A 19,144-nucleotide genomic window follows, 5' to 3' on the forward strand; every position below is an offset into this window, starting at 1 on the left:
GTCCCCCCGCGGGGGCGGGGGCGGCCCCCCCGGGGGGTCCGGGGCTACGCCCCGGGGAACGGGCGAAGGGCGGGTCGGGGACAAGCCCCTCCCGCCCCGCTCACTCGTGGAACGCGCGGACCGCATAGTCCTCGTTCAGCACCGGATAGAAGATCGGCTGCTCGGGCAGCCGCGGCGGCCAGGCTCGCCAGTCGAGGTCGCGGACCAGGCCGAGCTCCACCGGGCCCGTCGGGCGCCACAGGGTCGTCGTAGGGGACATGGGCGCAGCGTAGGCGGGTGACAAGGGCCCCGACCAGCGGTTTTCAGGTGCGCGAGAGGCGGGTCAGGGAGACCGTCTGGGTCAGGGCCAGGGCGGCGGCCGGGATCTGCCAGAGGAGCGGGTCGGGGGCGTCCAGGGCCCGGGCCGCGCACAGCGCGATGGCCACCGCGCCGAGTGCGAGCACGGTCCGGTGGACGAAGCCGGCGTCGGTGCCGTGGGGCAGTCCGGACACGAGGGCGACCAGGGCCAGCAGGATCGGCAGCCAGTGCGGCTGGGAGTCGCGCAGCAGCAGGGCGGCGGCGAACTCCGCTGCGAGGGCGAGGGAGTTGCGTGCCAGGGCCCCCGGTACCGATATCGACATGCGCACATCATGCCGGGGATATCCGCGTGCGCATCGGGCGGGGCCGCGCCTAGGATCCCCCTCAAGGGCTGGGTCGTAGCACAGAGGTAGTGCGCCTACACATCATGGAGGAGGACGCCGGTTCGAATCCGGCCGCCCAGCCCCCTCACTCCTGCGCGAGCCCGGCCGCGGCCGCGGCCGTCGCCGCCACCCACGCCCCCGCCGCCCCGATCGCCGAGGCCGCGGCCGGGAGCGGCAGGCCGAGGAAGCCGTGGAAGACCCCGGGGACCAGGTGGACCCCGCAGTCGACTCCCGCCCCGCCCAGCCGGCGCCCGTAGGCCAGGCCCTCGTCCCGCAGGAGGTCGCAGTCGGCCAGGACCAGCAGCGTGCGCGGCAGCCCCGAGAGGTCGGGGGCCCGTAGCGGGGAGACGTGGGGGTGGTCCGGGTCGCCGCCGTACTGGTCCCAGTACCAGGCCATGTGCGCGGCGGTGTGGAAGTACCCCTCCCCGAACTCGGCCACCGAGGGGTGTTCCATCGAGGCGTCCAGCGCCGGGTAGAAGAGGAGCTGGCCCGCGATGAGCCCGGGGGCCCGCAGGGTCGTGACGGCGGCGAGGTTGCCTCCGCTGGAGTCCCCGGCGACGACCAGCCGTGCGGGGTCGCAGCCCAGTTCGGCGGCCCTCGCCCGGGCCCACAGCAGCACCGTCAGCGCGTCGTCGGGCGCGGCCGGCCACGGGTGTTCGGGTGCGAGGCGGTAGTCCGCGGAGACCACCACGGCGCCCGAGGCCACGGCCAGGGCCCGGCACAGCGCGTCGTGGGTGTCCAGGCCGCACATCACCCAGCCCCCGCCGTGGAGGAACACCACCAGCGGACGCCCTCCGGCGCCCGGGGCCGGGTCGTAGATCCGGACGGGGACCCCGTCCGCGACCGTGTCCCGTACGGAGGCCACTTCCGGGCCGCCGCCCGGTGAGGCTGCCGCCGCCGCCCGCAGGGCCGCCGTGTCCCCCGGTCCGGGGAAGTGGGCCGTCATCGCGTCGCAGAGCCTGCGGGCCGCCGGGGACAGCCGATCGGTGCCGCTCATCGCGCGGTCATCCCGCCGTCGACGGTGAACTCCGCGCCCGTGATGTACGAGGAGCCGTCCGAGCAGAGGAAGAGGACCAGCTCCCCGACCTCCTCGGGCCGCCCGATCCGCCCCAGCGGCAGGTGCGACCAGTCCCGCCCGGCGACGGCCTCGCTGACCATCGGGGTGTCGATGGCCCCCGGATGCACGGAGTTGATCCGGATCCCGTCCTTCGCCAGGTCCAGCGCGGCCGACTTGGTCAGCCCGCGCAGGGCGAACTTGCTGGACCCGTACGCCGCGTGGCCCGGGATGCCGACCAGTCCGGCGGTGGAGGAGACGTTGACGATCGAGCCGCCCCCGCCGGCGCGCAGCACCGGGGCCACCGCCTGGATGCCGAGGAACGGGCCGAGCAGGTTGACCCGCAGGAGGGCCTCGAAGTCCGCCAGACCCTGGCGTTCCACGTGGGCCGTGCGCCACAGCGCGGCGTTGTTGACCAGGGCGGAGACCGTGCCGAAGGCCCGTACGGCCTCGCGGACCACCTCCGCCCAGCTGTCGGCGTCGGCCACGTCGTGGCGTACGTAGAGGCCCTGGTCACCGAGCGCGGCGGCGACCTCGCGGCCCTCCTCCTCCCGGATGTCGGTGACCACGACCCGCGCTCCGGCCTCGGCGCACAGCCGGGCCTCGGCGGCGCCCTGGCCGCGTCCGGCGCCGGTGATGACGACGACCTTGCCGTCGAGGACCCTGCCGTGGGGAGAGATGCTCACGGGTCAGCCTTCCAGGGCGCGGAAGTGCGGGATGACCGTCTCGCCCCACTGGCGGATGGTCTCCATGCAGGCCTCCTGGGGGACGGTGCCCATCTGGATCAGGCACATGACCTCGTCGACGCCGATCTCGCGCAGCTGCTCGACGTAGGCGATGGCCGTCTGGGCGTTGCCGTAGGCATGCTCGGCGTTGTAGGTGCCGGTGTCTATGGGGCGGGCCGGGATGTTCGCCCCGTGGAGCTTGGCGACCAGTTCCTCGCGCCCCTTTTCCAGCGCGGCCACGTGCTCTTCGGCGGTCTCGTCGTCGGAGTAGCCCGTCGGTTCGGGGGCGTTGCCGTACCAGTGGGCGATGGACTCGGCGAAGAAGCGCTGGCCGCGGGTGCCCAGGCGCAGGGCGCGTTCGGCGTCGTCGAGGACGATGGTGGGGCAGAGCGCGGAGAGGTGGTCGTTGACCTCGGTGGAGACGAGGCGGTCCCCGCTGCGGGTGGCGATGGCCTCGTCGTAGACCTTGCGCATGGTGCGGACGTCGTCGGCGCCGGCGAAGCCCATCACGAGGGCGCCGATGCCCAGTTCGGCGGCGAGCTTGAGGGTGTCGTGCTTGGAGCAGGCCATGAAGAGCGGCGGGTGCGGGTCCTGGACCGGCCGGGGCAGGATCGCGCCGGGGCCGATGTCGATGGAGCCGTGCCACTCGAACTTCTCCTCGCGCCAGGCGGAGGAGAAGATCCGCAGCGCCTCTTCCATCTGCGGGTAGGTGTCCTCGGGGCGGACCCCGTACATGGACATCTCCTGGCGGGTGGCGCCGCGGCCGGCGCCGATGTCCACGCGGCCGCCGGAGAGCACGTCGAGCATGGCGGCGCGTTCGGCCACGCGCACGGGGTGCTGGTAGCCGAAGGGCATGGTGACGACGCCGTGGCCGATGCGGATCTTCTCGGTCCGGGCGGCAACCCAGGTCAGGAAGATCTCGGAGGCGCTCATGTGGGCGTACTGGGTGAGGGCGTGGTGCTCCACGGCCCAGATCCGGTCGAAGCCCATCTCCTCGGCGAACACGGCCTGTTCGACGCAGTCGTGGATGACCTGGCGCTCGCGTTCGGGCGTCGGGTCGACGAGCTGCGCCTCGAAGATCATCGAGAACTTCACGGGGTGCCTCCCAGCCGTGCGCTGTGCACGGCACATCGGTAATGTATTTCGAATAGGAATACTTCTAGCAGTCATACCGGGCCGGGGGAAGAGCCGCCACGAAGACCGGCCGCGGAGCGGTCGTAGACTGCGCTGCGTGACCAACGAGGCGGCAGAAGACACGAACGGGCGCACGCTCCCCGCGACCAGCTGGGCGGTGCTCGGGCTGCTCTCCTTCGGGGAGGAGCTCTCCGGTTACGACCTGAAGAAGTGGTCGGACTGGTCGCTGCGCTTCTTCTACTGGAGCCCGTCCTTCAGCCAGATCTACAGCGAGCTCAAGCGGCTGGAGAAGGCCGGCTACGCCTCTTCGCGGATGGTCGCCCAGGAGACCGGCAGCCGCGACAAGCGGGTGTACCGGATCACGGACGAGGGCATGGCGGCCGTACGGCGCTGGGCGCGCGAGGCGCCCGTCGACCCGCCGGTGCTCAAGCACGGACCGATGCTGCGGCTGTGGCTCGGCCACCTGCTGGAGCCGGAGCAGATGCGCGAAGTCCTCGTACAGCACCAGGAGTTCGCGGAGAAGATGCGGCGGCGCGCGGTGGCCGACGCGGACGGGGCCCGGGAAGAGGCCTCGTGGGCGTACCCGACGCTCACCCTCAAGTGGGCGGAGCGGTACTACGCCTCCGAGCGCGACCTGGCGGCCGCCATGCTGGACGACATCGCGGCACTGGAGAGCGGGCGCGCGGCGGGCCCCGCACCGGATTCGGCCCCGGGCAAGCCCGGCAAGCGCCCGTAGGTGTGCCGGAAGTAGAGCAGCGGCGCGCCTTCGCGGTGCGCCGTCAGGGCGGTGACCCGGCCCAGCGCGATGGCGTGGTCGCCGCCGTCCAGGACGGCCTCCAGATCGCACTCGACGGTGGCGAGGACCCCCTCCAGCAGGGGCGCGCCGTTGCCGCCGGCCCGCCAGGGGACCCCGGCGAACTTGTCGCCCCCGGTGACGGCGAACCGGCGGCACAGCTCCTGCTGGTCGGCGGCGAGGATGTTGACGGCGAAGGCTCCCGCGGCCTGGATCCGGGGCCAGGTGGCGGACGTGCGCGCCGGGCAGAAGCAGACCAGCGGCGGGTCCAGGGACACGGACGAGAAGGACTGGACGGCCATCCCGACGGGACGGCCGTCGGCTCCGCATGCCGTGATGACGGCGACGCCGGTGCAGAAGCTGGACAGGACCGACTTCATGCCGGACATGGCTTCCTCCCTCATGAGAAACCTCTCTGATTATTTCTACTAGGTATATGCCTAACCGAAACACCTGTGATTGGATACCGCCCACGCTCGCTCGTCAAGTAGGGAGGGTCCGATCCGATGCCACCGCCCCCGCCCCGGCCAGGGACACAGCCCCGGCCAAGGACACAGCCGCAGCCGCCCGCCACGCTCGCCCGGCTCCCCGAGTACGCCGCCGCCGCGTACGGGGAGCGCGAGGCGCTCGCCGACGGCGAGGTCCGCTGGACCTTCGCCCGCCTCGCCGCCGAGATCTCCGCGGCCGCCCGCGCCGCCATCGCCCACGGCATCCGCCCCGGCGACCGGGTCGCGATCTGGGCCCCCAACAGCCGCCACTGGATCACCGCCGCCCTCGGCGCGGTCGGCGCCGGAGCCGTCCTCGTACCGGTCAACACCCGCTACAAGCCCGCCGAGGCCGCCGACATCATCCGGCGCAGCGGCTCCCGCGTCCTCTTCACCGAGCGCGGGTTCCTCGGTACCGACTACGCCCGTGACCTGCACGCCTCCGGCGAGGGCCTCGGGGCGCTCGCCTCGACCGTGATCCTGCGCGACGGGCGCGAGGGGAGCGGCCCGGGCGACGAGGGAGCCGGCGTCTCCTGGGAGGCGTACCTGCGCGCCGGCGAGGAGGTCCCCGACGCCGAGCGCGCCGCACGCGCGGCCGCCGTACGCCCCGAGGACCTCAGCGACATCCTCTACACCTCCGGCACCACCGGCCGCTCCAAGGGCGTCATGACCACCCACGGCCAGACCCTCCGGCTCTACGCCTCCTGGTCCGGCCTCGTCACCCTGCGCCCCGGCGACCGGTACCTGCTGGTCAACCCCTTCTTCCACACCTTCGGCTACAAGGCCGGGGTGCTCGCCTGCCTGCTGCGCGGGGTCACCATGCTCCCCGAGGCGGTCTACGACACCGACCGCATCCTGCACCGGATGGCCGCCGAGCGCGTCACCTGCCTGATGGGCCCCCCGACCGTCTTCCACGGCCTGATCCGCCACCCGGCGCGAGCCGCCCACGACCTGTCCGCGCTGCGCCTGGCCGGCACCGGAGCCGCCTCGGTGCCCGCCTCCCTCGTCGAGGAGATCCGCACCGAACTGGGGGCGCCCGACGTGTTCACCGCGTACGGGCTCACCGAGTCCGGCGGGGTCGTGTCCGTCTGCCCCACCGACGCCGACGCCCGGACCCTCGCCCACACCGTCGGCCCGCCGCTGCCGGACACCGAGGTACGGATCACCGACCCGCTCGGCGCCGTACTGCCCGCCGGGGAGCCGGGCGAGGTGCAGGTCCGCGGCTACCACGTCACCCCCGGCTACCTGGACGACCCGGCGAGCACCGCCGAAGCCGTCCTGCCCGGCGGCTGGCTGCGCACCGGGGACATCGGCGTGCTCGACGCGCGGGGCTACCTCGCCATCACCGACCGGCTGAAGGACATGTACGTGGTCGGCGGGTTCAACGCCTACCCGGCGGAGGTGGAGAACGTGCTGCTGACCCACCCCGCCATCACCGACGCGGCGGTCGTCGGCGCCCCCGACGAGCGGCTCGGCGAGGTCGGGGTCGCCTACGTCGTCACCACCGGGCCGGTCACCACCGAGGAGCTGACCGCCTGGACCCGGGAACGGCTGGCCAACTTCAAGGTGCCGCGCCGGTTCACCCGGCTTGAGGAGCTCCCGCGCAACGCGGGCGGCAAGCTGCTGAAGACGGAGCTGCGCCGCGCGGCGCGAGGGGAGTCGGCGTGAGGGACGTGGGCGTGAGGGCAGTCGGCGTGAGGCCGCTGGAGCCGACCCGCGAGCAGGAGGAACTCCGGGACGCGGTACGGGCCCTCCTGGCCCGCCACCCCGGCCACGCGGCCTGGGCTCCGCTGACGGCGCAGATCGGCGCCGCCGCGCTGGCGGTCCCGGAGGAGTACGGCGGGCTGGGCTGCGGGCCGGCCGAAGTCGGGGTGGTCATGGCGGAACTGGGGCGCGCACTGAGCCCCGTACCGTACCTCGGCTCGGCGGTGCTGACCGTGGCGGCCCTGCTCGCGTCCGGCGACCGGGAGGCCTGCGCGAAGCACCTGCCGCACCTGGCGGAGGGAACGGCCGTGGGAGCCCTGGCCTGGGCGGAGGCTCCGCAGGGCGGCTGGGAGGCGGACGGGCTGTCGGCCCGGGCCGAGCCCGCCGGGGCGGACTGGCTGCTCACGGGCACGAAGCGGTACGTCCTGGCGGGCCCGGCCGAACCGTCCCTGCTGCTGGCGTTCGCCCGGACGGACAGCGCCGGCGCAGGCGCCACCGGCCGCCCGGGACCGCTCGGGCTGTTCGAACTCCTCGCCCCGCCCGCGGCCTTCACCGTACGGTCCACGATGGACCGCACCCGGCCCCTCGCGGAGCTCACCCTGGACCGCACCCCGGCCCGGCTGCTGTCGGCCGACGGCGCCGGGGTCCTGGCCCGGGTCCGGGACCTGGCCTGCACGGCGCTCGCCGCCGAGCAGGCGGGGGCGGCGGCCCGGGCACTGGAGGCGACGGTCCGGTACGCGAAGGAACGGGTGCAGTTCGGGCGGCCCATCGGCTCCTTCCAGGCGGTCAAGCACCGGCTCGCCGACCTGCACACCGCGGTGGAGGGAGCCCGCTCGCTCGCCCTCGCGGCGGCCGCCGCCGACGCGGCCCCGGACCTGGCGGCCGCCGCCAAGTCCGCCTGCTCGGAGGCCTTCGCGTACGTGGCGGGCGAGATGATCCAGCTGCACGGCGGCATCGGCATCACCTGGGAGCACGAGGCGCACGAGTACTTCAAGCGGGCCCACGGCTCGGCCCTGCTCTTCGGCTCCCCCGCCGCCCACCGCGAACGGCTCGCGGCCCGGCTGGGGTTCCTCCCGGCCGCCGGGTGACGCACCGGCGACCGCGGGCGCGGGAGGCGAGTGCTGTCGTACGCTCGGCCCCATGACGGGCAGCGCGATAGACCTCCGGAAGATCGAAGAGACCGCCCCGGCGCTGGTGAGCCTCTACAAGAGCGCCGGGACCTCGCTGCGCACCCACGGCCTGGAGGGCGGCCGGGCCGCCGTCTACCTGGTGCTCGACTACTCCGGCTCCATGCGCCCGTACTACGAGGACGGCAGCGTGCAGGCCCTCGCCGACCGGGTGCTGGGGCTCTCCGCGCACCTGGACGACGATGCCCGCGTGCCGGTCGTGTTCTTCTCCACCGAGGTCGACGCGGTCGAGGAGATCTCCCTGGCCGGCCACGAAGGGCGGGTCACCGCGATCGCCGCCGGCCTCGGCCACATGGGCAAGACGGCCTACCACGCGGCGATGGACGCGGTGATCGACCACTACCTGGACTCGGGGTCCGCCCTCCCCGCGCTCGTGGTCTTCCAGACCGACGGCGGTCCCATCAACAAGCTCGCCGCCGAGAAGTACCTGTGCAAGGCGGCCCGGCTGCCGCTCTTCTGGCAGTTCGTCGGCTTCGGGAACACCCGCAGCTCGCAGTTCGACTTCCTGCGGCGGCTGGACGAACTGCCCGTCCCGGCCAAACGGGTCGTGGACAACGCGGGCTACTTCCACGCCGGTCCCGACCCCCGGGCCGTCACGGATTCGGAACTGTACGACCGGCTGCTCGGGGAGTTCCCGGGGTGGCTGGCGGCGGCCCGGGCGGCGGGCATCGTGCGCGCCTGAGCGGCGGGTGCGAGTGCCTCGCGCTTTGATGGAGCTATGACGACGAACAACTGGGCCGTATTCGAAAAGGCGGAACCGGAATTCGCGGGGGCCGTCCAGGCCCGCTTCGCACAGTTCCCGCACCACGTCCTGGCGACCCTGCGCAAGGACGGATCCCCGCGCGCGACCGGACTGAACGTCGAGATCCGCGGCGGTGAGCTGTGGCTGGGCATGATGCCGGGTTCGATGAAGGGGAAGGACCTGCGGCGCGATCCCCGCTTCGCCCTGCACACCAACCCGGGCGCGGGCGAGACGATGCCCGACGGGGACGTGCGGATCGCCGGGCGGGCGGTGGAGATCGTGGAACAGCCCGAGCTCCACCGGTACGCGGAGGAGGCCGAGGAGAACGACACCCCGCACCCCTTCGACCTGTTCCGCGCCGAGCTGACGGAGGTGGTCCACGTCGGGGTCGAGGGCGACGACCTGGTGGTCCGCTCGTGGACCCCGGAGCACGGATTGCGCACCCTGCGCCGGGGCAACGACGACGAGCCGGCCCGCGAGGAGCCTGCCGCGGGCTGAGGCGGGCTGAGGCGGAGGGCTGAGCCCGGGCGGGCTCGCCCCTTAGACCCTGGCCGGGTTCTTCGCCGGGGAACCGGCGGGCGCCTGGGCCGGGACCTTGGCGGGAGCCTTCCGGGGCTTCGCGGGAGCCTTCTTGGCCTTGGCCTTGCCCGGGGCCTTGGGGGCCTTCGGCGTCTGGGACTTCGCCGGGGTCTGGGCGCCGACGTCCACCCAGCTGCGGTCGATGTTGAGCGTCACGTCCCCGTAGGTGGCGTCGTGGTCCCCGCGGAACTGGTGGGCGCGACGGCCACCCGTCCACTGGCCGGTCCCGGCGGGCAGGCCCAGGTCGGCGTCGGTGACCGAGGCCGCACCGTTCCAGCGGGCCACCCACAGCACGTCGGGCATGGCCTCCGGGGCCTGGGCGTAGTGGGCGCTCAGCGCCTTGGCCCCGGAGCTCGCCGAGACGTAGGCGGCGGCCCCGTAACCCAGTTCGTGCAGCCGGACCGTCCAGGCCGTGAGGTAGGCGACGACGGGGGCGTCCCAGGTGGCCCGGTCCGTGTAGTTCTCCAGGTCGTTGTAAAGGACCGTGCCCTCGGCCATGCCCAAAGCCGTGGCCGCGTGGGCGGCGCCCTCGGCCTCGGCCCGGCCCTGCTCGTCGGCCTCCGAGGGGTCGGTGGAGAGGCCCGTGGAGGAGCTGTTCCAGGGCTGGGGGCCCACCCAGATCGGCATCAGGTGCCAGCCCGCCTCGGCCTGCCGGGTCACCCAGCCGGCGGTGAGCTGCGGCTGGGCGCAGGCGCGGGCGCGGCCGCCGATGTAGACGCCGACGGCGCCGAAGGGCGAGTCGGCCCGCCACGCGTTCATGGTGCGCTGGGTCGGGGCCGTGCAGGCGTCGAAGCCCTCGCCGGTGAAGGGGGTCTGGACGGTCGTACGGGAACCTCCGCCGACGACGACGGCCGGATCGACGGGGACCGGGCCGGGGGCGGCCGGGGGCGTGAGGGCGCGGGCCCGGGTGAGGACGGCGCGGACGGCCTCGGGGGTGGATCCGTAGGAGACGGTGGCCATCACCCCGGCGCGGCGCAGGGCGTAGCGGATCTCGTTGCTGTCGCCCCGGACCTTGGGCAGGGGGTCGCCCTCCTCGCCTCCGACGGTGGGGATGTCGGCGCGCGGCGGGGTCCCGTCGAGCGGCTCCAGGTGCAGGGTGTCGGCGCGGGGCGCCGCGGCGCGGGCGGCTCCGCATTCGCCCTGGGCGCCGGCGTGCCCGAGGTAGAGGGTGGGCACGTCGAGGCGCAGGCAGGCGCCGGGGTGGCGGTCGAGGTCGACGACCCGCCAGTCGGCGGGGACGGTGAGGCGCAGCCCGCGGTAGTCGACGGTGCGGCCTTCGGCCCCGGTGCCGGTGCGGCTCTCGGCGGCCCCGAGGGGGACGGGGGCGAGCAGCGCGGCGCCCAGGAGGCAGCTCAACATCATGTGGGAGGGGAGCATGTGACCCACTGTTACCAGAAGGTCCGGGGGTTGACGCAGAGGCACGAGAGCCCGCGCTCACCTGTTGACGGGACGGCCGCACCGCCCTGCGGGCGACCGTCCCCGCTCCCCTGCCCTGCCGTTACTCCGCCGTCGGCCGGCCCTTGCTCCGCCGGGGGGCGGTGGCCCCGCGGATCTCCTCCGTGGCCGCGCGGAACGCGGGTGCGGCGCGGGCGAAGTAGTCGAAGAGCAGGGCCTGCTGCTCCGGGGTGTAGGCCCCGATCACGGCCGCGATGTGCCGGCGGGCCGGTCCGACCACGTCCTCGATGCGGTCCAGCGCGTCCGGTACCGGTTCCACGATGACCCTGCGCCGGTCGCCCGGATCGGCGGCCCGGCGGGCGTAACCGGCCCGCTCCAGACGGTCGATGAGCCGGGTCGTCGCCCCGGTGGTCAGCCCGGTGCGGGTGGCGAGCTCACCGGAGGACAGGCCCCCCTCCAGGGTGATGAGGCTGAGGGCGTACCACTCGGAGGTGTGCAGTCCGGCCGCCTCCGCGCTGGCCAGGCCCTGGAGGCCTACGGCGTCCAAGTACTGCCGGAAGACCGTGTGCGCGTTCGGACCGCCGTCACCTGTTGCCATTCCCGGGATCGCCTCCTACATTTATATCTGCACGCATGCAGATACTGCGGTTGTGCAGCATCTGTCTCAGTCTAACCAATTGGGGAGTGGTCCGTCATGCAGCAGTCCACGAACGCGTCCACCAGCGAGTCCGCCAGCGAGTCCGCCAGCGGGTCCACCAACGAGTCCACCGAGTCCGTCGCCTCGGTCCGGTCCGTGCTCGACCGGCTCGTCGCCGCCTGGGAGCGGCACGACGCCGAGGCGTACGGCGAGCTGTTCACCGAGGACGCCACGTACATCACCTACGTCGGCACCTTCTACCGGGGCCGCCGCGACATCGTGGACAGCCACCGCACCCTCTTCGCCGGCTTCCTCAAGGGCACCCGGCTGGCGGACGAGATCCTCGACATCCGCTTCTACGGGCCCGGCACGGCCGTCGTGAACAGCCGCGGGGACACCCACAAGGGCAAGCGCCCGGCGAAGCTCACCAAGATCCAGACGTACACCCTCGTCCGCGACACGGGCGGGGGCACGGACGGCCGGTGGCGGATCGCAGCCTTCCAGAACACCAAGCGCAAGCCGCTGATGGAGGCCGTGTCCTACCGCTTCGCCCCGGGCCTCGTCCCGGCAGCCGAGCAGTGACGGTCCCCGGCGGCCCGCCGCACGCCCTCGCCCCGACCCCGACCCCGACCCCGACGACCTTACGGAGAGCCCGCATGACCACGGACCAGCTCAACGACCGCGCCACCGCCCCGAGCAGCGGCTCCGCCACCCCGCCCGCGCCCCGGCCCCGCTCCCGGCGGCGCACCGTCAAGCGGGCCCTGATCGGCACCGCGCTCGCCCTGGGCCTCACGGCGGGCGGCGGCTACCTGTGGCTGGACGCCACCTCGGAGGTCAAGGTCACCGGCTCCGCCGCCTGCACGGCGGTCGACGCCACCGCCGCGGGCACCGGCGCGGGTGGCCGTACGGGCGACCGCGACGCCGTCTGCGGGGTGCTGGCCTCGCTCGCCGGGGCCTGGGGCGCCGCCGACGCCGACGCGTACGGAGCCCTCTTCACGCCGGACGCCACGTACACGACGTACGTCGGCACCCACTACCAGGGCCGCGGCGACATCACCGAGGCGCACCGGGCCCTCTTCGGTGGCTTCGTCAAGGGCACGAAGCTGGCCGACTCGATCCTGGGCATCCGCTTCCTCGGCCCCGACGCGGCCGTGGTCACCAGCCGCGGCGACACCTACGAGGGCGGGCGGCCCGCGGAGCTGTCGAAGGTCCAGACGTACACGCTGACCCGCGAGAGCGACGGCCAGTGGCGGATCGCCGCGTTCCAGAACACCCAGCGGCAGCCCGTCATGGAGAGGGCCTCCTTCCTGCTGTCGCCCGGCACGGTGCCCGGAGCCGAGAAATGACGGCGCGCGCCGCCCTGGTCACCGGGGCCACTTCGGGCATCGGCCGGGCCTTCGCCCGCGAACTCGCCGCGGCCGGCTGGACCGTGACCGCCGTCGCCCGCGGCGAGGACCGGCTGCGCGCCCTCGTCGCGGAACTCGGCCCCGGCCACCGCCACCTGGCCGCCGACCTCTCGACGCCCGAGGGCCAGGAGCTGGTCGCCGCCGAGCTGCGCCGGCGCCCCGTCAACCTGCTGGTCAACAGCGCCGGCACCGCCCACCACGGGCCCTTCGCCGGGTCCGATTCGCGGGACGCCCTCGCCGCCACGCGCCTGGGCTGCGACGCCCTCGTCACGCTGGCGCACGCCTTCCTCTCCGGGGCCCGCCGCGGAGACGCCCTCGTCAACGTCTCCTCCACCCTCGGCAGCGCCCCGTCCCCCGGCCTCGCCGTCTACAGCGCCGGCAAGGCCTTCGTGACCGCCTTCTCCGAGGCTCTCTGGCACGAGCAACGCCCCCTCGGCGTCCACGTCATGGCCCTCTGCCCCGGCCCCACCGCCACGGGGCCGGAGCCGACGTCCCCGGCCCCGGCCCCGGCCCTGACCCTGACCCCGGCCCCGGCCCCGGCCGCGCGGCACCAGGACGCCCCCGCCGCCCTGGTCCAGAGCCCGGAGGCCGTGGTGCGCGCCGCCCTGCGTGCCCTGGACCGGCGCACCACCCGCCCCACCGTCGTCCCCGGGCGCGCGAACTCCCTCTTCGTCCTCGCCGCGCGCCTGCTCCCGCGCCGCGCGCTGCTGGCACTGCTCAGCCGCTAGGCAGCCGCGGGGGGCGGGGGGCTCCGCTACTCCTGCTGCTCCTGGAAGGCGGGGAGGGCGAAGATCCGCTCCTTCCCCGCCTCGTCCATGAGCTCGACGAGCGGCAGCACCAGCTCCCACAGGTCCTGCTTGTCGACCTCTCGTACGAGCCCTTCGAGCTCCGCGTCGCCCAGCCCGGCGGCGGCATCGGCCACCACCTTGCGCGCCTCCTCGGGCAGTACGCCGACCAGCGGCAGGAAGGCGCCCCACAGCGCCGTCGCCACGACGGCCCGTACCACTCCGGCCAGGACGAGCGGGTCCCGCAGGGAGTCCAGCCGGGCCACCGCGAGCCGGTCCTCCTCGCCGAGCAGCGCCACGAGCGGGAGCAGGGACTCCCACAGCCCCTCGGCGTGTGTCACCCGTACGAGCGAGTCGAGCTCGGCCGCACCGAGGCGGGCGGTGAGTTCCGCGATCCGCAGCCGCTGCTCGCCGCCGACCATCGCGGCGACACCGAGGGCCTCCTCCCAGAGCCCCTCGGCGGCAGCGGCCCGTACGACCGCGCCGAGTCGGTCGTCGCCCATGAGCTCCAGGATCCGGGGCAGCCGATCGGGCAGGTCGACGTAGAAACCGGCGCGCAGCACCACCGCGTCGTCGACCTGGTCCAGGATCCGGCGGAGCACCTGGTCCCGCATGTGGCCGACGAACCGGCCCATGGTGAGGTGGTCGCGGTTCTCGGCCAGGGTGGTGGCGATGCGTACGACGAGCCCCTCGTCGAGCCGGTCCACGATCCCGGCGATCTTCCGGGGGTCCAGGTGTCCGCAGGCCTCGGCGGTGAAGGAGACGGGCAGCTTCTCGATGATGGCGGCGGCCCGGCCCGCCTCCAGCCGGCCGGCCACTCCGGCGGCCAGCCGGGGCCCGAGCGCCTTCTGCGAGATGGCGGCCGCCACCCCGGCCGGCACCAGCTTGGTCGCGGCGGCGATCCGGTCGAGCATCTCGGGTGCGCCGTCGTTCAGTACGCCGCTGACCTGCTCGCGGAAGGCCCGTACGTCCTCGTCGGGCAGCCCGCGCAGGAAGCCGAGCTCCCCGGCGTCCGCGCCCACCAGCCGGGCGATCTTCTCCACTTCGGCGCGGCTCACCGGAACAGCACCTTGCGCACGGCCCCGCGCGCCAGGGCGGGCACCAGCCCCAGCGCCTCCTCGGCGGCCTGGTTCAGGCCTTCGGCCTGGCGCGCCCGCTCCGCTTTGAGCGCCTCGGCGAGCCGGGCGAGGTCCCCGGCATCCAGCTCCTCGAAGGAGGCGGGCGGCCGGGCTCCGCCCAACTCCCCGCTCAAACGGCCCATTTCTTCATCTGTACGCACGGGACGACCTCCCACACCAGAGACGACACGACGGCTCGCGTCGAGCGTGGGCCTGAATTGACTAATAGTCAATACTCGCGGGTAGCGCTGTGGGACGCCGGTGGGGCGGTGCGCACCCCCACGGTGCACCGCCCCACCGGCCGCCCCCCGGCCGCCCCACCGGCCGTACCGGCGGCCGCCCTCCCGGCCGCCGTCCCGCCGACCGCCCCACCCTGCGGGTCAGCAGTTCTTCGCCCCCGGCGGCGGCTTGAACACCGCGTCCAGCACGCGCTCCGCCGAGACGTCGACCAGGGTCCAGTCCAGGGTGGAGTCCGCGGCCGGCATGTTCAGGTGCTCGGGAAGCTCGCTCTCCGCGAGGTCCTGCCCCACGTAGAGGATGGACAGGGTGCCCCCGCAGCCGGACGGCGGCGGCGGCACGCTCCCCCGGACCAGGCCGTCGCCCGGGCCGACGGCGAGGCTGACGGTGTCGATCGGGGCGTACGTGTACTTGTAGCCCGCCGAGTCCGACTTCCTGGTCATGTCCACCCGGAAATGACCGAGCTTCACCGGCACCGCCTCGCACGGGCGCTGGGCGTCCCTGAGGCCGAGCCACACGCCGTTGTCCACCATGAAGAGGGCCGGGGAGTCCGAGGGCGCCGGCCGCTCGCTGCCGCGCAACGCCTTGAGGTAGCCGGCCAGCGCCTTCGTGTCCAGGCCCGTCGTGACCGTGCACGGCGCGGTCGGCGCGGGGGTCGGGAGTGCGGAGGGGGACGGGGAGGGGGACGGGGAGGGGCTCGGACTCGGCGAGGCGGAGGCGGAGGCGGACGGCGAAGAGGCGGCGGGCGGAGGGGGCTTGAGGCTCCCCAGCCCCGAGCCCGAGCATCCGGCGAGCACGAGTACGGGAAGGGTCAGGAACGGAACGGCGAACACACGTAATCGGCGCATCGGGCCTCCACGTCGGGCGCGGCCGGGTCACTTCGATGCTGGCAGCCGGGCTCCGGCAGCGGCATCCGTAGAACCGCCTACGTATCCCCGGCCCCGAATCCGGGTACCGGACATCCGGGGAGGCGCCATGGTGGACAGGACTCCGCTGGTCGGCCGGGGGGCCGAGCTGGACCGGCTGGACGAGGTGCTCGACGGGACCGGCGGCGGCGGACGCGGTGCATCGCCGTGCGTCGTCGACCTCACGGGTGCGGCGGGCATGGGCAAGAGCCGACTGCTCAGCGAGGTGTGCGGCCGGGCCCGGGAGCGCGGTCTGACCGTCCTGCGCGGCCGGGCCACCGAGTACGAACGACACATCCCCTTCCGGCTGTTCACCGACGCCTTCGCCGATCTGGACCCCCGGCTGGTCCTCACCTGGTCCACGGTCCCCTCCCTGGCCCCGGTCCTCCACGGCACACCGCTCCCTGACAGACCCGCCGACCGGGGCGGGGATCCGGCTACGGGCACGGGCACAGGTACCGGCCCGCGTGTGGATCCGTACGGGTCCGCGGGGCGCGGCGCGCCGGTGCCGGAGCCCCTGGACCGGTTCGCCGTGCACCGGGCGGTCGCGCGGATGCTCGCGGCCCTGGCGGGGAACGACGGGGGCAACGGGAGCAGCAGGGGCGCTGGGGGCAACAGGGGCGGCCCGAGCGGCGGGGCCGGTCCGAGCGGAGGCACCGGCCCGAGCGGCGGCGCCGGGCTGCTGATCGCCCTCGACGACCTCCACTGGGCCGACCCCGCCTCCCTGGAGATCCTCGACCACCTCGTGCGCCACCCCCCGCGCGCCCCCGTGACCATCGTCGTGGCCCGCCGCGACCGCCAGACCTCCCCCTCCCTGGCCGCCGCGCTCACCCGGGGCGTCGACACCGGCGCCGTACTGCGCCTGGACCTCGGCCCCCTCGGCGAGCGGGCCTGCGTGGAGCAGCTCGCCGCGGGACTCGCGCCCGGCCGGGCCGCCCGGCTGTACGCCGCCAGCGAGGGCAACCCGCTCTACTTCCTGACCCTGCTCCAGGGCCAGACCGCCGGCCCCGCCGTCCCGGCCGGCGGCCTCACCGTCCCGGCGGGCGGGCTCACCGCCCTGCTGCTCGACGAGCTGACCCCGCTCACCGACGCGCAGCGCCGTACCGCCGAGGCCGTCGCCGTGCTCGGCGACCACGCCACCGGCCCGCTGCTGGCGGCCACCGCGGCGCCCCCCGACGCGGGCGCGCTCGACGCCGACCTCGACGCCGACCTCGGCGTGCTGGCCGGCCGGGACCTGCTGCGGCCCGGCCCCGGCGGGAGCTGGTCGCTGCGCCATCCGGTGCTGCGGACCGTGGTGCACGAGAACACCGAGCACCGGAGGCGCACCGGCATGCACCGGCGGGCCGCCGCCGCGCTGGCCGCCGCGGGTGCCTCCGCGGCCGTACGGGCCCACCACGTCGAGCGGGCGCTGACCGGCTGGGACCCGGAGGCGGCCGCGGTCCTGCTGGAGGCGGCCGGGCAGTCGCGGACCACCGCCCCGGCGAGCTGCGCCCACTGGCTGGGGGTGGTGCTGCGGATGCTTCCCGAAGCTCCGGAGCACCGCGCTCAGCGCCGGGAACTCATGCTGCGCCGGGCCGGGGCACTGAGCGTGTGCGGCGAGCTCCGTGCGAGCCGGGACCTGCTCCACGCGCTGATCGCCGAGGCCGACCCCGACGAGGACGGCGGGCTGCGCGCGAGCGCCGTCACCCTGTGCGCCTCGATGGCGCGCCATCTCGGGGAGTACGGGGCCGCGGTCGCGCTGCTGCGCCGCGAGCTGGCCCGCAGCCCCGCCCCGAGCCCGGCCGCCGCGCTCGCCCTCGGGCTGGAACTCGGCTCCTGCGCACCGCACGCGCTGTCCTATCCGCAGGTGCGGGAGGACGTACGGCGGACCTACGCGCTGGCCCGGCGGCTGGGCAACGGGCCGGCCGAGGCGGGGGCGCTGGCCACCGCCGCGCTCGGGGAGACGTACGGGGGCGATCCGGCCACGGCCCGCGCCCTGACCGACCGCGCGGCGGCCCGGGTCGACGTACTGGCGGACGCCCTGGACGGCACGTCGGCCGATCTCGAACTCTCCGACCTGTGCGAGCCGTTGGCCCGGCTGGGCTGGTCGGAGTTCTACCTGGAGCGGTACCCGGACGCGGAACGCCACGCCGACCGGGGCCTGGCCCTGGCACGCCGCGTGGGCCCCCTGCACCTCCTCCCGCACCTGCTCCTCTGCAAGTCGATCGTCCACATGAACACCTGCCGGCTGGGCTCGGCGCTGGAACTGGTCGACGAGGCGGAGAGCATCGCCCGGGGCATCGGCAGCGACGAACTCCTCGCCCTGGTCCTCTCCAACAAGGCGCAGGTGCTGCTCGCGGCCCTGCCGCCGGGAGACGGCACCGCGCTGGCCGTGGCCGAGGAAGCGGTGGCGCTGACCGGGACCCGGAGCAGCTGGTGGGTGTCGCTGGCCTGGTGCGTCCTGAGCTTCACCGCCCTGCACGGCGGCGACCCGCTGCGGGCCCGCGAGGCGATGCTCCGGGCGGGCGGCGGCCCCGCGCTGGCCGGGCTCCAGCCCACCATGCGCCCGCTGTTCCTGGAGGCCCTGGTCACCTCGTCCGTGGTCCTGGGCGAACTGCCCGCCGCGGAGGCCTGGTCGGCCCTGGCCACGGCGGACGCGGAACGGCTGGGCCTGCCCACCCAGCGCGCCTCGGCCCTGCGCAGTACGGCCCAACTCCTGTCGGCCCGCGGCGAACCGGCCCCGGCGGCGGCCCTGTGCGTACGCGCGGCGCAGGAGGCCGCCCTCTCGGGCGCGAAGCTGTGGGAGTCCCAGGCCCTCCTCCTCGCCTCCTCCCTGACGGCCGAAGCGGGCGACCCCGGCACGGCGGCCACCCTCTGGCACCGCGGCCGCCACCTGGCGGACACGGGCGGCGCACACCTCCTGACCGGCCTGGCCGATCTCTTCCCCCCGCCGGGCACGGCGCACCCACCCGCGGGCACGGCGGCGCGCCCACCCGACCCGCTCCCCCACCTCACCCCGCGCGAGCAGGAGATCGCGGCCCTGGTGACCGAGGGCCTCACCACCCCGGCGATCGCGGCACGCCTCTACCTGAGCCCGCGCACGGTGGACACCCACCTCTCGCACATCTTCCGCAAGACGGGAGTCACCACCCGCTCGGCCCTGGCCGCCCTCACGGCCCGCCACGGCCCCCGACCCGGCCCGCCCGAGACGGTCTAGGCCGGTCCGTCCCGGCCTTCCTGGGCGGCAATGACCTCGTCCCCGTGCTCGAAGGCCCAGACCCCGAACGCCTCGATCGGGCCGAGCAGGCTCCGCCCCAGCTCGGTGAGCCGGTAGTCCACCCGGGGCGGCGACTGCGCGTGGACCCTGCGCTGGAGCAGGCCGTTGAACTCCAGGCGCCGCAGCGTCTCGGTGAGGACCTTCGGGCTGATGCCCCCGATGCGCTCGCGCAGCTCGGCGGGGCGCGCGGGCCCGTCGCGCAGGGTCCAGAGCACCACGGGATTCCAGGTGTTGGACAGGAGGTCGAAGGCGAGGCGCGCCCGGCAGTCGGCGAGGAATACCTGATTCGTCACGCACCACATGGTGCCTGTCGGCCTCCGTA

The 19,144-nt window shown here is 74.6% G+C and carries 20 protein-coding genes, 1 tRNA gene and 1 pseudogene; 10 read left to right on the top strand and 12 right to left on the bottom strand.

The genetic code is table 11. The features are described 5' to 3' along the window. Nucleotides 1–100 precede the first annotated feature (100 nt). Together ACFWNV_RS27725 and ACFWNV_RS27730 are read right to left on the bottom strand one after the other, a co-directional pair. Nucleotides 101–259 carry a hypothetical protein gene (locus tag ACFWNV_RS27725; RefSeq protein WP_383952309.1) on the bottom strand — a complete coding sequence of 53 codons (159 nt, stop codon included), beginning with the start codon at nucleotides 257–259 and terminating at the stop codon, nucleotides 101–103. Nucleotides 260–302: 43 nt separating this feature from the next. Next, a complete protein-coding gene (locus ACFWNV_RS27730) occupies nucleotides 303–620 on the bottom strand; it encodes a hypothetical protein (protein WP_383952261.1) in 318 nt (105 codons plus the stop codon). Between the two features lie 67 nt (nucleotides 621–687). Between ACFWNV_RS27730 and ACFWNV_RS27735 the strand changes: the two genes are divergently transcribed. After that, nucleotides 688–762: transfer RNA gene (locus tag ACFWNV_RS27735), tRNA-Asp, on the top strand. 3 nt (nucleotides 763–765) lie between these two features. Here ACFWNV_RS27735 and ACFWNV_RS27740 read toward each other — a convergent pair. From ACFWNV_RS27740 to ACFWNV_RS27750, 3 genes are read right to left on the bottom strand one after another with little or no spacing between them, the layout of a single operon-like run. After that, nucleotides 766–1,677 carry an alpha/beta hydrolase gene (locus ACFWNV_RS27740; RefSeq protein WP_383952263.1) on the bottom strand — a complete coding sequence of 304 codons (912 nt, stop codon included), beginning with the start codon at nucleotides 1,675–1,677 and terminating at the stop codon, nucleotides 766–768. Then, the gene (locus ACFWNV_RS27745) at nucleotides 1,674–2,420 is read right to left on the bottom strand and encodes an SDR family NAD(P)-dependent oxidoreductase (RefSeq protein ID WP_383952265.1); all 747 of its coding nucleotides are present in this window, start codon (nucleotides 2,418–2,420) and stop codon (nucleotides 1,674–1,676) included. The genes ACFWNV_RS27740 and ACFWNV_RS27745 overlap by 4 nt, the downstream gene beginning before the upstream one ends. A 3-nt stretch (nucleotides 2,421–2,423) precedes the next feature. Then, the gene (locus ACFWNV_RS27750; RefSeq protein WP_383952267.1) at nucleotides 2,424–3,554 is read right to left on the bottom strand and encodes an LLM class flavin-dependent oxidoreductase; all 1,131 of its coding nucleotides are present in this window, start codon (nucleotides 3,552–3,554) and stop codon (nucleotides 2,424–2,426) included. A 127-nt stretch (nucleotides 3,555–3,681) separates the two neighbouring features. On the opposite strand from ACFWNV_RS27750, the gene ACFWNV_RS27755 reads away from it, so the two are divergent. After that, nucleotides 3,682–4,329, top strand: a complete 648-nt coding sequence (locus tag ACFWNV_RS27755) for a helix-turn-helix transcriptional regulator (RefSeq protein ID WP_383952305.1) — start codon at nucleotides 3,682–3,684, stop codon at nucleotides 4,327–4,329. A gap of 47 nt (nucleotides 4,330–4,376) precedes the next feature. Here the strand turns inward: ACFWNV_RS27755 and ACFWNV_RS27760 are convergent. Then, nucleotides 4,377–4,790, bottom strand: a pseudogene (locus tag ACFWNV_RS27760) (flavin reductase family protein); the annotation flags it as partial. Nucleotides 4,791–4,892: 102 nt separating this feature from the next. Here ACFWNV_RS27760 and ACFWNV_RS27765 point away from each other — a divergent pair. Genes ACFWNV_RS27765 through ACFWNV_RS27780 form a run of 4 tightly spaced genes read left to right on the top strand, consistent with a single transcriptional unit; the run spans nucleotide 4,893 to nucleotide 9,002 of the window. Continuing rightward, the gene (locus ACFWNV_RS27765) at nucleotides 4,893–6,539 is read left to right on the top strand and encodes a FadD3 family acyl-CoA ligase (protein WP_383952269.1); all 1,647 of its coding nucleotides are present in this window, start codon (nucleotides 4,893–4,895) and stop codon (nucleotides 6,537–6,539) included. An 11-nt stretch (nucleotides 6,540–6,550) separates the two neighbouring features. Continuing rightward, on the top strand, nucleotides 6,551–7,663 hold the full coding sequence (locus tag ACFWNV_RS27770) for an acyl-CoA dehydrogenase family protein (RefSeq protein ID WP_383952271.1): 1,113 nt from the start codon (nucleotides 6,551–6,553) through the stop codon (nucleotides 7,661–7,663). Nucleotides 7,664–7,715: 52 nt separating this feature from the next. Beyond that, nucleotides 7,716–8,444, top strand: coding sequence for a vWA domain-containing protein (locus ACFWNV_RS27775; protein WP_383952273.1), 729 nt, complete (start codon nucleotides 7,716–7,718; stop codon nucleotides 8,442–8,444). Nucleotides 8,445–8,480: 36 nt separating this feature from the next. Then, complete coding sequence (locus ACFWNV_RS27780; RefSeq protein ID WP_383952275.1) at nucleotides 8,481–9,002, top strand: pyridoxamine 5'-phosphate oxidase family protein; 522 nt, start codon at nucleotides 8,481–8,483, stop codon at nucleotides 9,000–9,002. Between the two features lie 42 nt (nucleotides 9,003–9,044). Here the strand turns inward: ACFWNV_RS27780 and ACFWNV_RS27785 are convergent, their stop codons facing one another. Continuing rightward, nucleotides 9,045–10,460 carry a DUF1906 domain-containing protein gene (locus tag ACFWNV_RS27785; protein WP_383952276.1) on the bottom strand — a complete coding sequence of 472 codons (1,416 nt, stop codon included), beginning with the start codon at nucleotides 10,458–10,460 and terminating at the stop codon, nucleotides 9,045–9,047. Between the two features lie 121 nt (nucleotides 10,461–10,581). Next, a complete protein-coding gene (locus ACFWNV_RS27790; RefSeq protein WP_383952278.1) occupies nucleotides 10,582–11,076 on the bottom strand; it encodes a MarR family winged helix-turn-helix transcriptional regulator in 495 nt (164 codons plus the stop codon). Nucleotides 11,077–11,172: 96 nt separating this feature from the next. Here ACFWNV_RS27790 and ACFWNV_RS27795 point away from each other — a divergent pair, with 96 nt between their 5' ends. The 3 genes from ACFWNV_RS27795 to ACFWNV_RS27805 all read left to right on the top strand — a co-directional run bounded on the left by ACFWNV_RS27795 (nucleotide 11,173) and on the right by ACFWNV_RS27805 (nucleotide 13,249). Next, nucleotides 11,173–11,697 (top strand): SgcJ/EcaC family oxidoreductase, encoded by a 525-nt coding sequence (locus ACFWNV_RS27795; RefSeq protein ID WP_383952280.1) that lies wholly within the window; start codon nucleotides 11,173–11,175, stop codon nucleotides 11,695–11,697. A gap of 74 nt (nucleotides 11,698–11,771) precedes the next feature. Further along, a complete protein-coding gene (locus ACFWNV_RS27800; RefSeq protein WP_383952282.1) occupies nucleotides 11,772–12,461 on the top strand; it encodes an SgcJ/EcaC family oxidoreductase in 690 nt (229 codons plus the stop codon). Next, complete coding sequence (locus ACFWNV_RS27805; RefSeq protein ID WP_383952284.1) at nucleotides 12,458–13,249, top strand: SDR family NAD(P)-dependent oxidoreductase; 792 nt, start codon at nucleotides 12,458–12,460, stop codon at nucleotides 13,247–13,249. The genes ACFWNV_RS27800 and ACFWNV_RS27805 overlap by 4 nt, the downstream gene beginning before the upstream one ends. A 26-nt stretch (nucleotides 13,250–13,275) precedes the next feature. On the opposite strand, the gene ACFWNV_RS27810 is transcribed toward ACFWNV_RS27805, so the two are convergent. From ACFWNV_RS27810 to ACFWNV_RS27820, 3 genes are all read right to left on the bottom strand, one after another. Continuing rightward, nucleotides 13,276–14,364: a hypothetical protein gene (locus ACFWNV_RS27810; RefSeq protein WP_383952286.1), complete on the bottom strand. Its 1,089-nt coding sequence runs from the start codon at nucleotides 14,362–14,364 to the stop codon at nucleotides 13,276–13,278. Next, on the bottom strand, nucleotides 14,361–14,567 hold the full coding sequence (locus ACFWNV_RS27815; RefSeq protein WP_383952287.1) for a hypothetical protein: 207 nt from the start codon (nucleotides 14,565–14,567) through the stop codon (nucleotides 14,361–14,363). Before ACFWNV_RS27815 ends, ACFWNV_RS27810 begins: the two co-directional genes overlap by 4 nt. Nucleotides 14,568–14,804: 237 nt before the next feature. Further along, nucleotides 14,805–15,509, bottom strand: a complete 705-nt coding sequence (locus ACFWNV_RS27820; protein WP_383952289.1) for a hypothetical protein — start codon at nucleotides 15,507–15,509, stop codon at nucleotides 14,805–14,807. A 127-nt stretch (nucleotides 15,510–15,636) separates the two neighbouring features. Here ACFWNV_RS27820 and ACFWNV_RS27825 point away from each other — a divergent pair, with 127 nt between their 5' ends. After that, on the top strand, nucleotides 15,637–18,762 hold the full coding sequence (locus ACFWNV_RS27825) for an AAA family ATPase (protein ID WP_383952291.1): 3,126 nt from the start codon (nucleotides 15,637–15,639) through the stop codon (nucleotides 18,760–18,762). Here ACFWNV_RS27825 and ACFWNV_RS27830 read toward each other — a convergent pair. Continuing rightward, complete coding sequence (locus tag ACFWNV_RS27830; protein ID WP_383952293.1) at nucleotides 18,759–19,124, bottom strand: winged helix-turn-helix transcriptional regulator; 366 nt, start codon at nucleotides 19,122–19,124, stop codon at nucleotides 18,759–18,761. The genes ACFWNV_RS27825 and ACFWNV_RS27830 overlap by 4 nt on opposite strands. Nucleotides 19,125–19,144 lie beyond the last annotated feature (20 nt).

This window comes from Streptomyces sp. NPDC058401, assembly GCF_042722885.1.
Lineage (GTDB): Bacteria > Actinomycetota > Actinomycetes > Streptomycetales > Streptomycetaceae > Streptomyces.

Excerpts from the sequence above, each read along its gene's own strand:
- ACFWNV_RS27725 (WP_383952309.1), bottom strand. The coding sequence starts at position 259 with ATGTCCCCTACGACGACCCTGTGGCGCCCGACGGGCCCGGTGGAGCTC.
- ACFWNV_RS27730 (WP_383952261.1), bottom strand. The coding sequence starts at position 620 with ATGTCGATATCGGTACCGGGGGCCCTGGCACGCAACTCCCTCGCCCTC.
- ACFWNV_RS27740 (WP_383952263.1), bottom strand. The coding sequence starts at position 1,677 with ATGAGCGGCACCGATCGGCTGTCCCCGGCGGCCCGCAGGCTCTGCGAC.
- ACFWNV_RS27765 (WP_383952269.1), top strand. The coding sequence starts at position 4,893 with ATGCCACCGCCCCCGCCCCGGCCAGGGACACAGCCCCGGCCAAGGACA.
- ACFWNV_RS27775 (WP_383952273.1), top strand. The coding sequence starts at position 7,716 with ATGACGGGCAGCGCGATAGACCTCCGGAAGATCGAAGAGACCGCCCCG.
- ACFWNV_RS27780 (WP_383952275.1), top strand. The coding sequence starts at position 8,481 with ATGACGACGAACAACTGGGCCGTATTCGAAAAGGCGGAACCGGAATTC.
- ACFWNV_RS27785 (WP_383952276.1), bottom strand. The coding sequence starts at position 10,460 with ATGCTCCCCTCCCACATGATGTTGAGCTGCCTCCTGGGCGCCGCGCTG.
- ACFWNV_RS27790 (WP_383952278.1), bottom strand. The coding sequence starts at position 11,076 with ATGGCAACAGGTGACGGCGGTCCGAACGCGCACACGGTCTTCCGGCAG.
- ACFWNV_RS27795 (WP_383952280.1), top strand. The coding sequence starts at position 11,173 with ATGCAGCAGTCCACGAACGCGTCCACCAGCGAGTCCGCCAGCGAGTCC.
- ACFWNV_RS27800 (WP_383952282.1), top strand. The coding sequence starts at position 11,772 with ATGACCACGGACCAGCTCAACGACCGCGCCACCGCCCCGAGCAGCGGC.
- ACFWNV_RS27805 (WP_383952284.1), top strand. The coding sequence starts at position 12,458 with ATGACGGCGCGCGCCGCCCTGGTCACCGGGGCCACTTCGGGCATCGGC.
- ACFWNV_RS27815 (WP_383952287.1), bottom strand. The coding sequence starts at position 14,567 with ATGGGCCGTTTGAGCGGGGAGTTGGGCGGAGCCCGGCCGCCCGCCTCC.
- ACFWNV_RS27820 (WP_383952289.1), bottom strand. The coding sequence starts at position 15,509 with ATGCGCCGATTACGTGTGTTCGCCGTTCCGTTCCTGACCCTTCCCGTA.
- ACFWNV_RS27825 (WP_383952291.1), top strand. The coding sequence starts at position 15,637 with ATGGTGGACAGGACTCCGCTGGTCGGCCGGGGGGCCGAGCTGGACCGG.
- ACFWNV_RS27830 (WP_383952293.1), bottom strand. The coding sequence starts at position 19,124 with ATGTGGTGCGTGACGAATCAGGTATTCCTCGCCGACTGCCGGGCGCGC.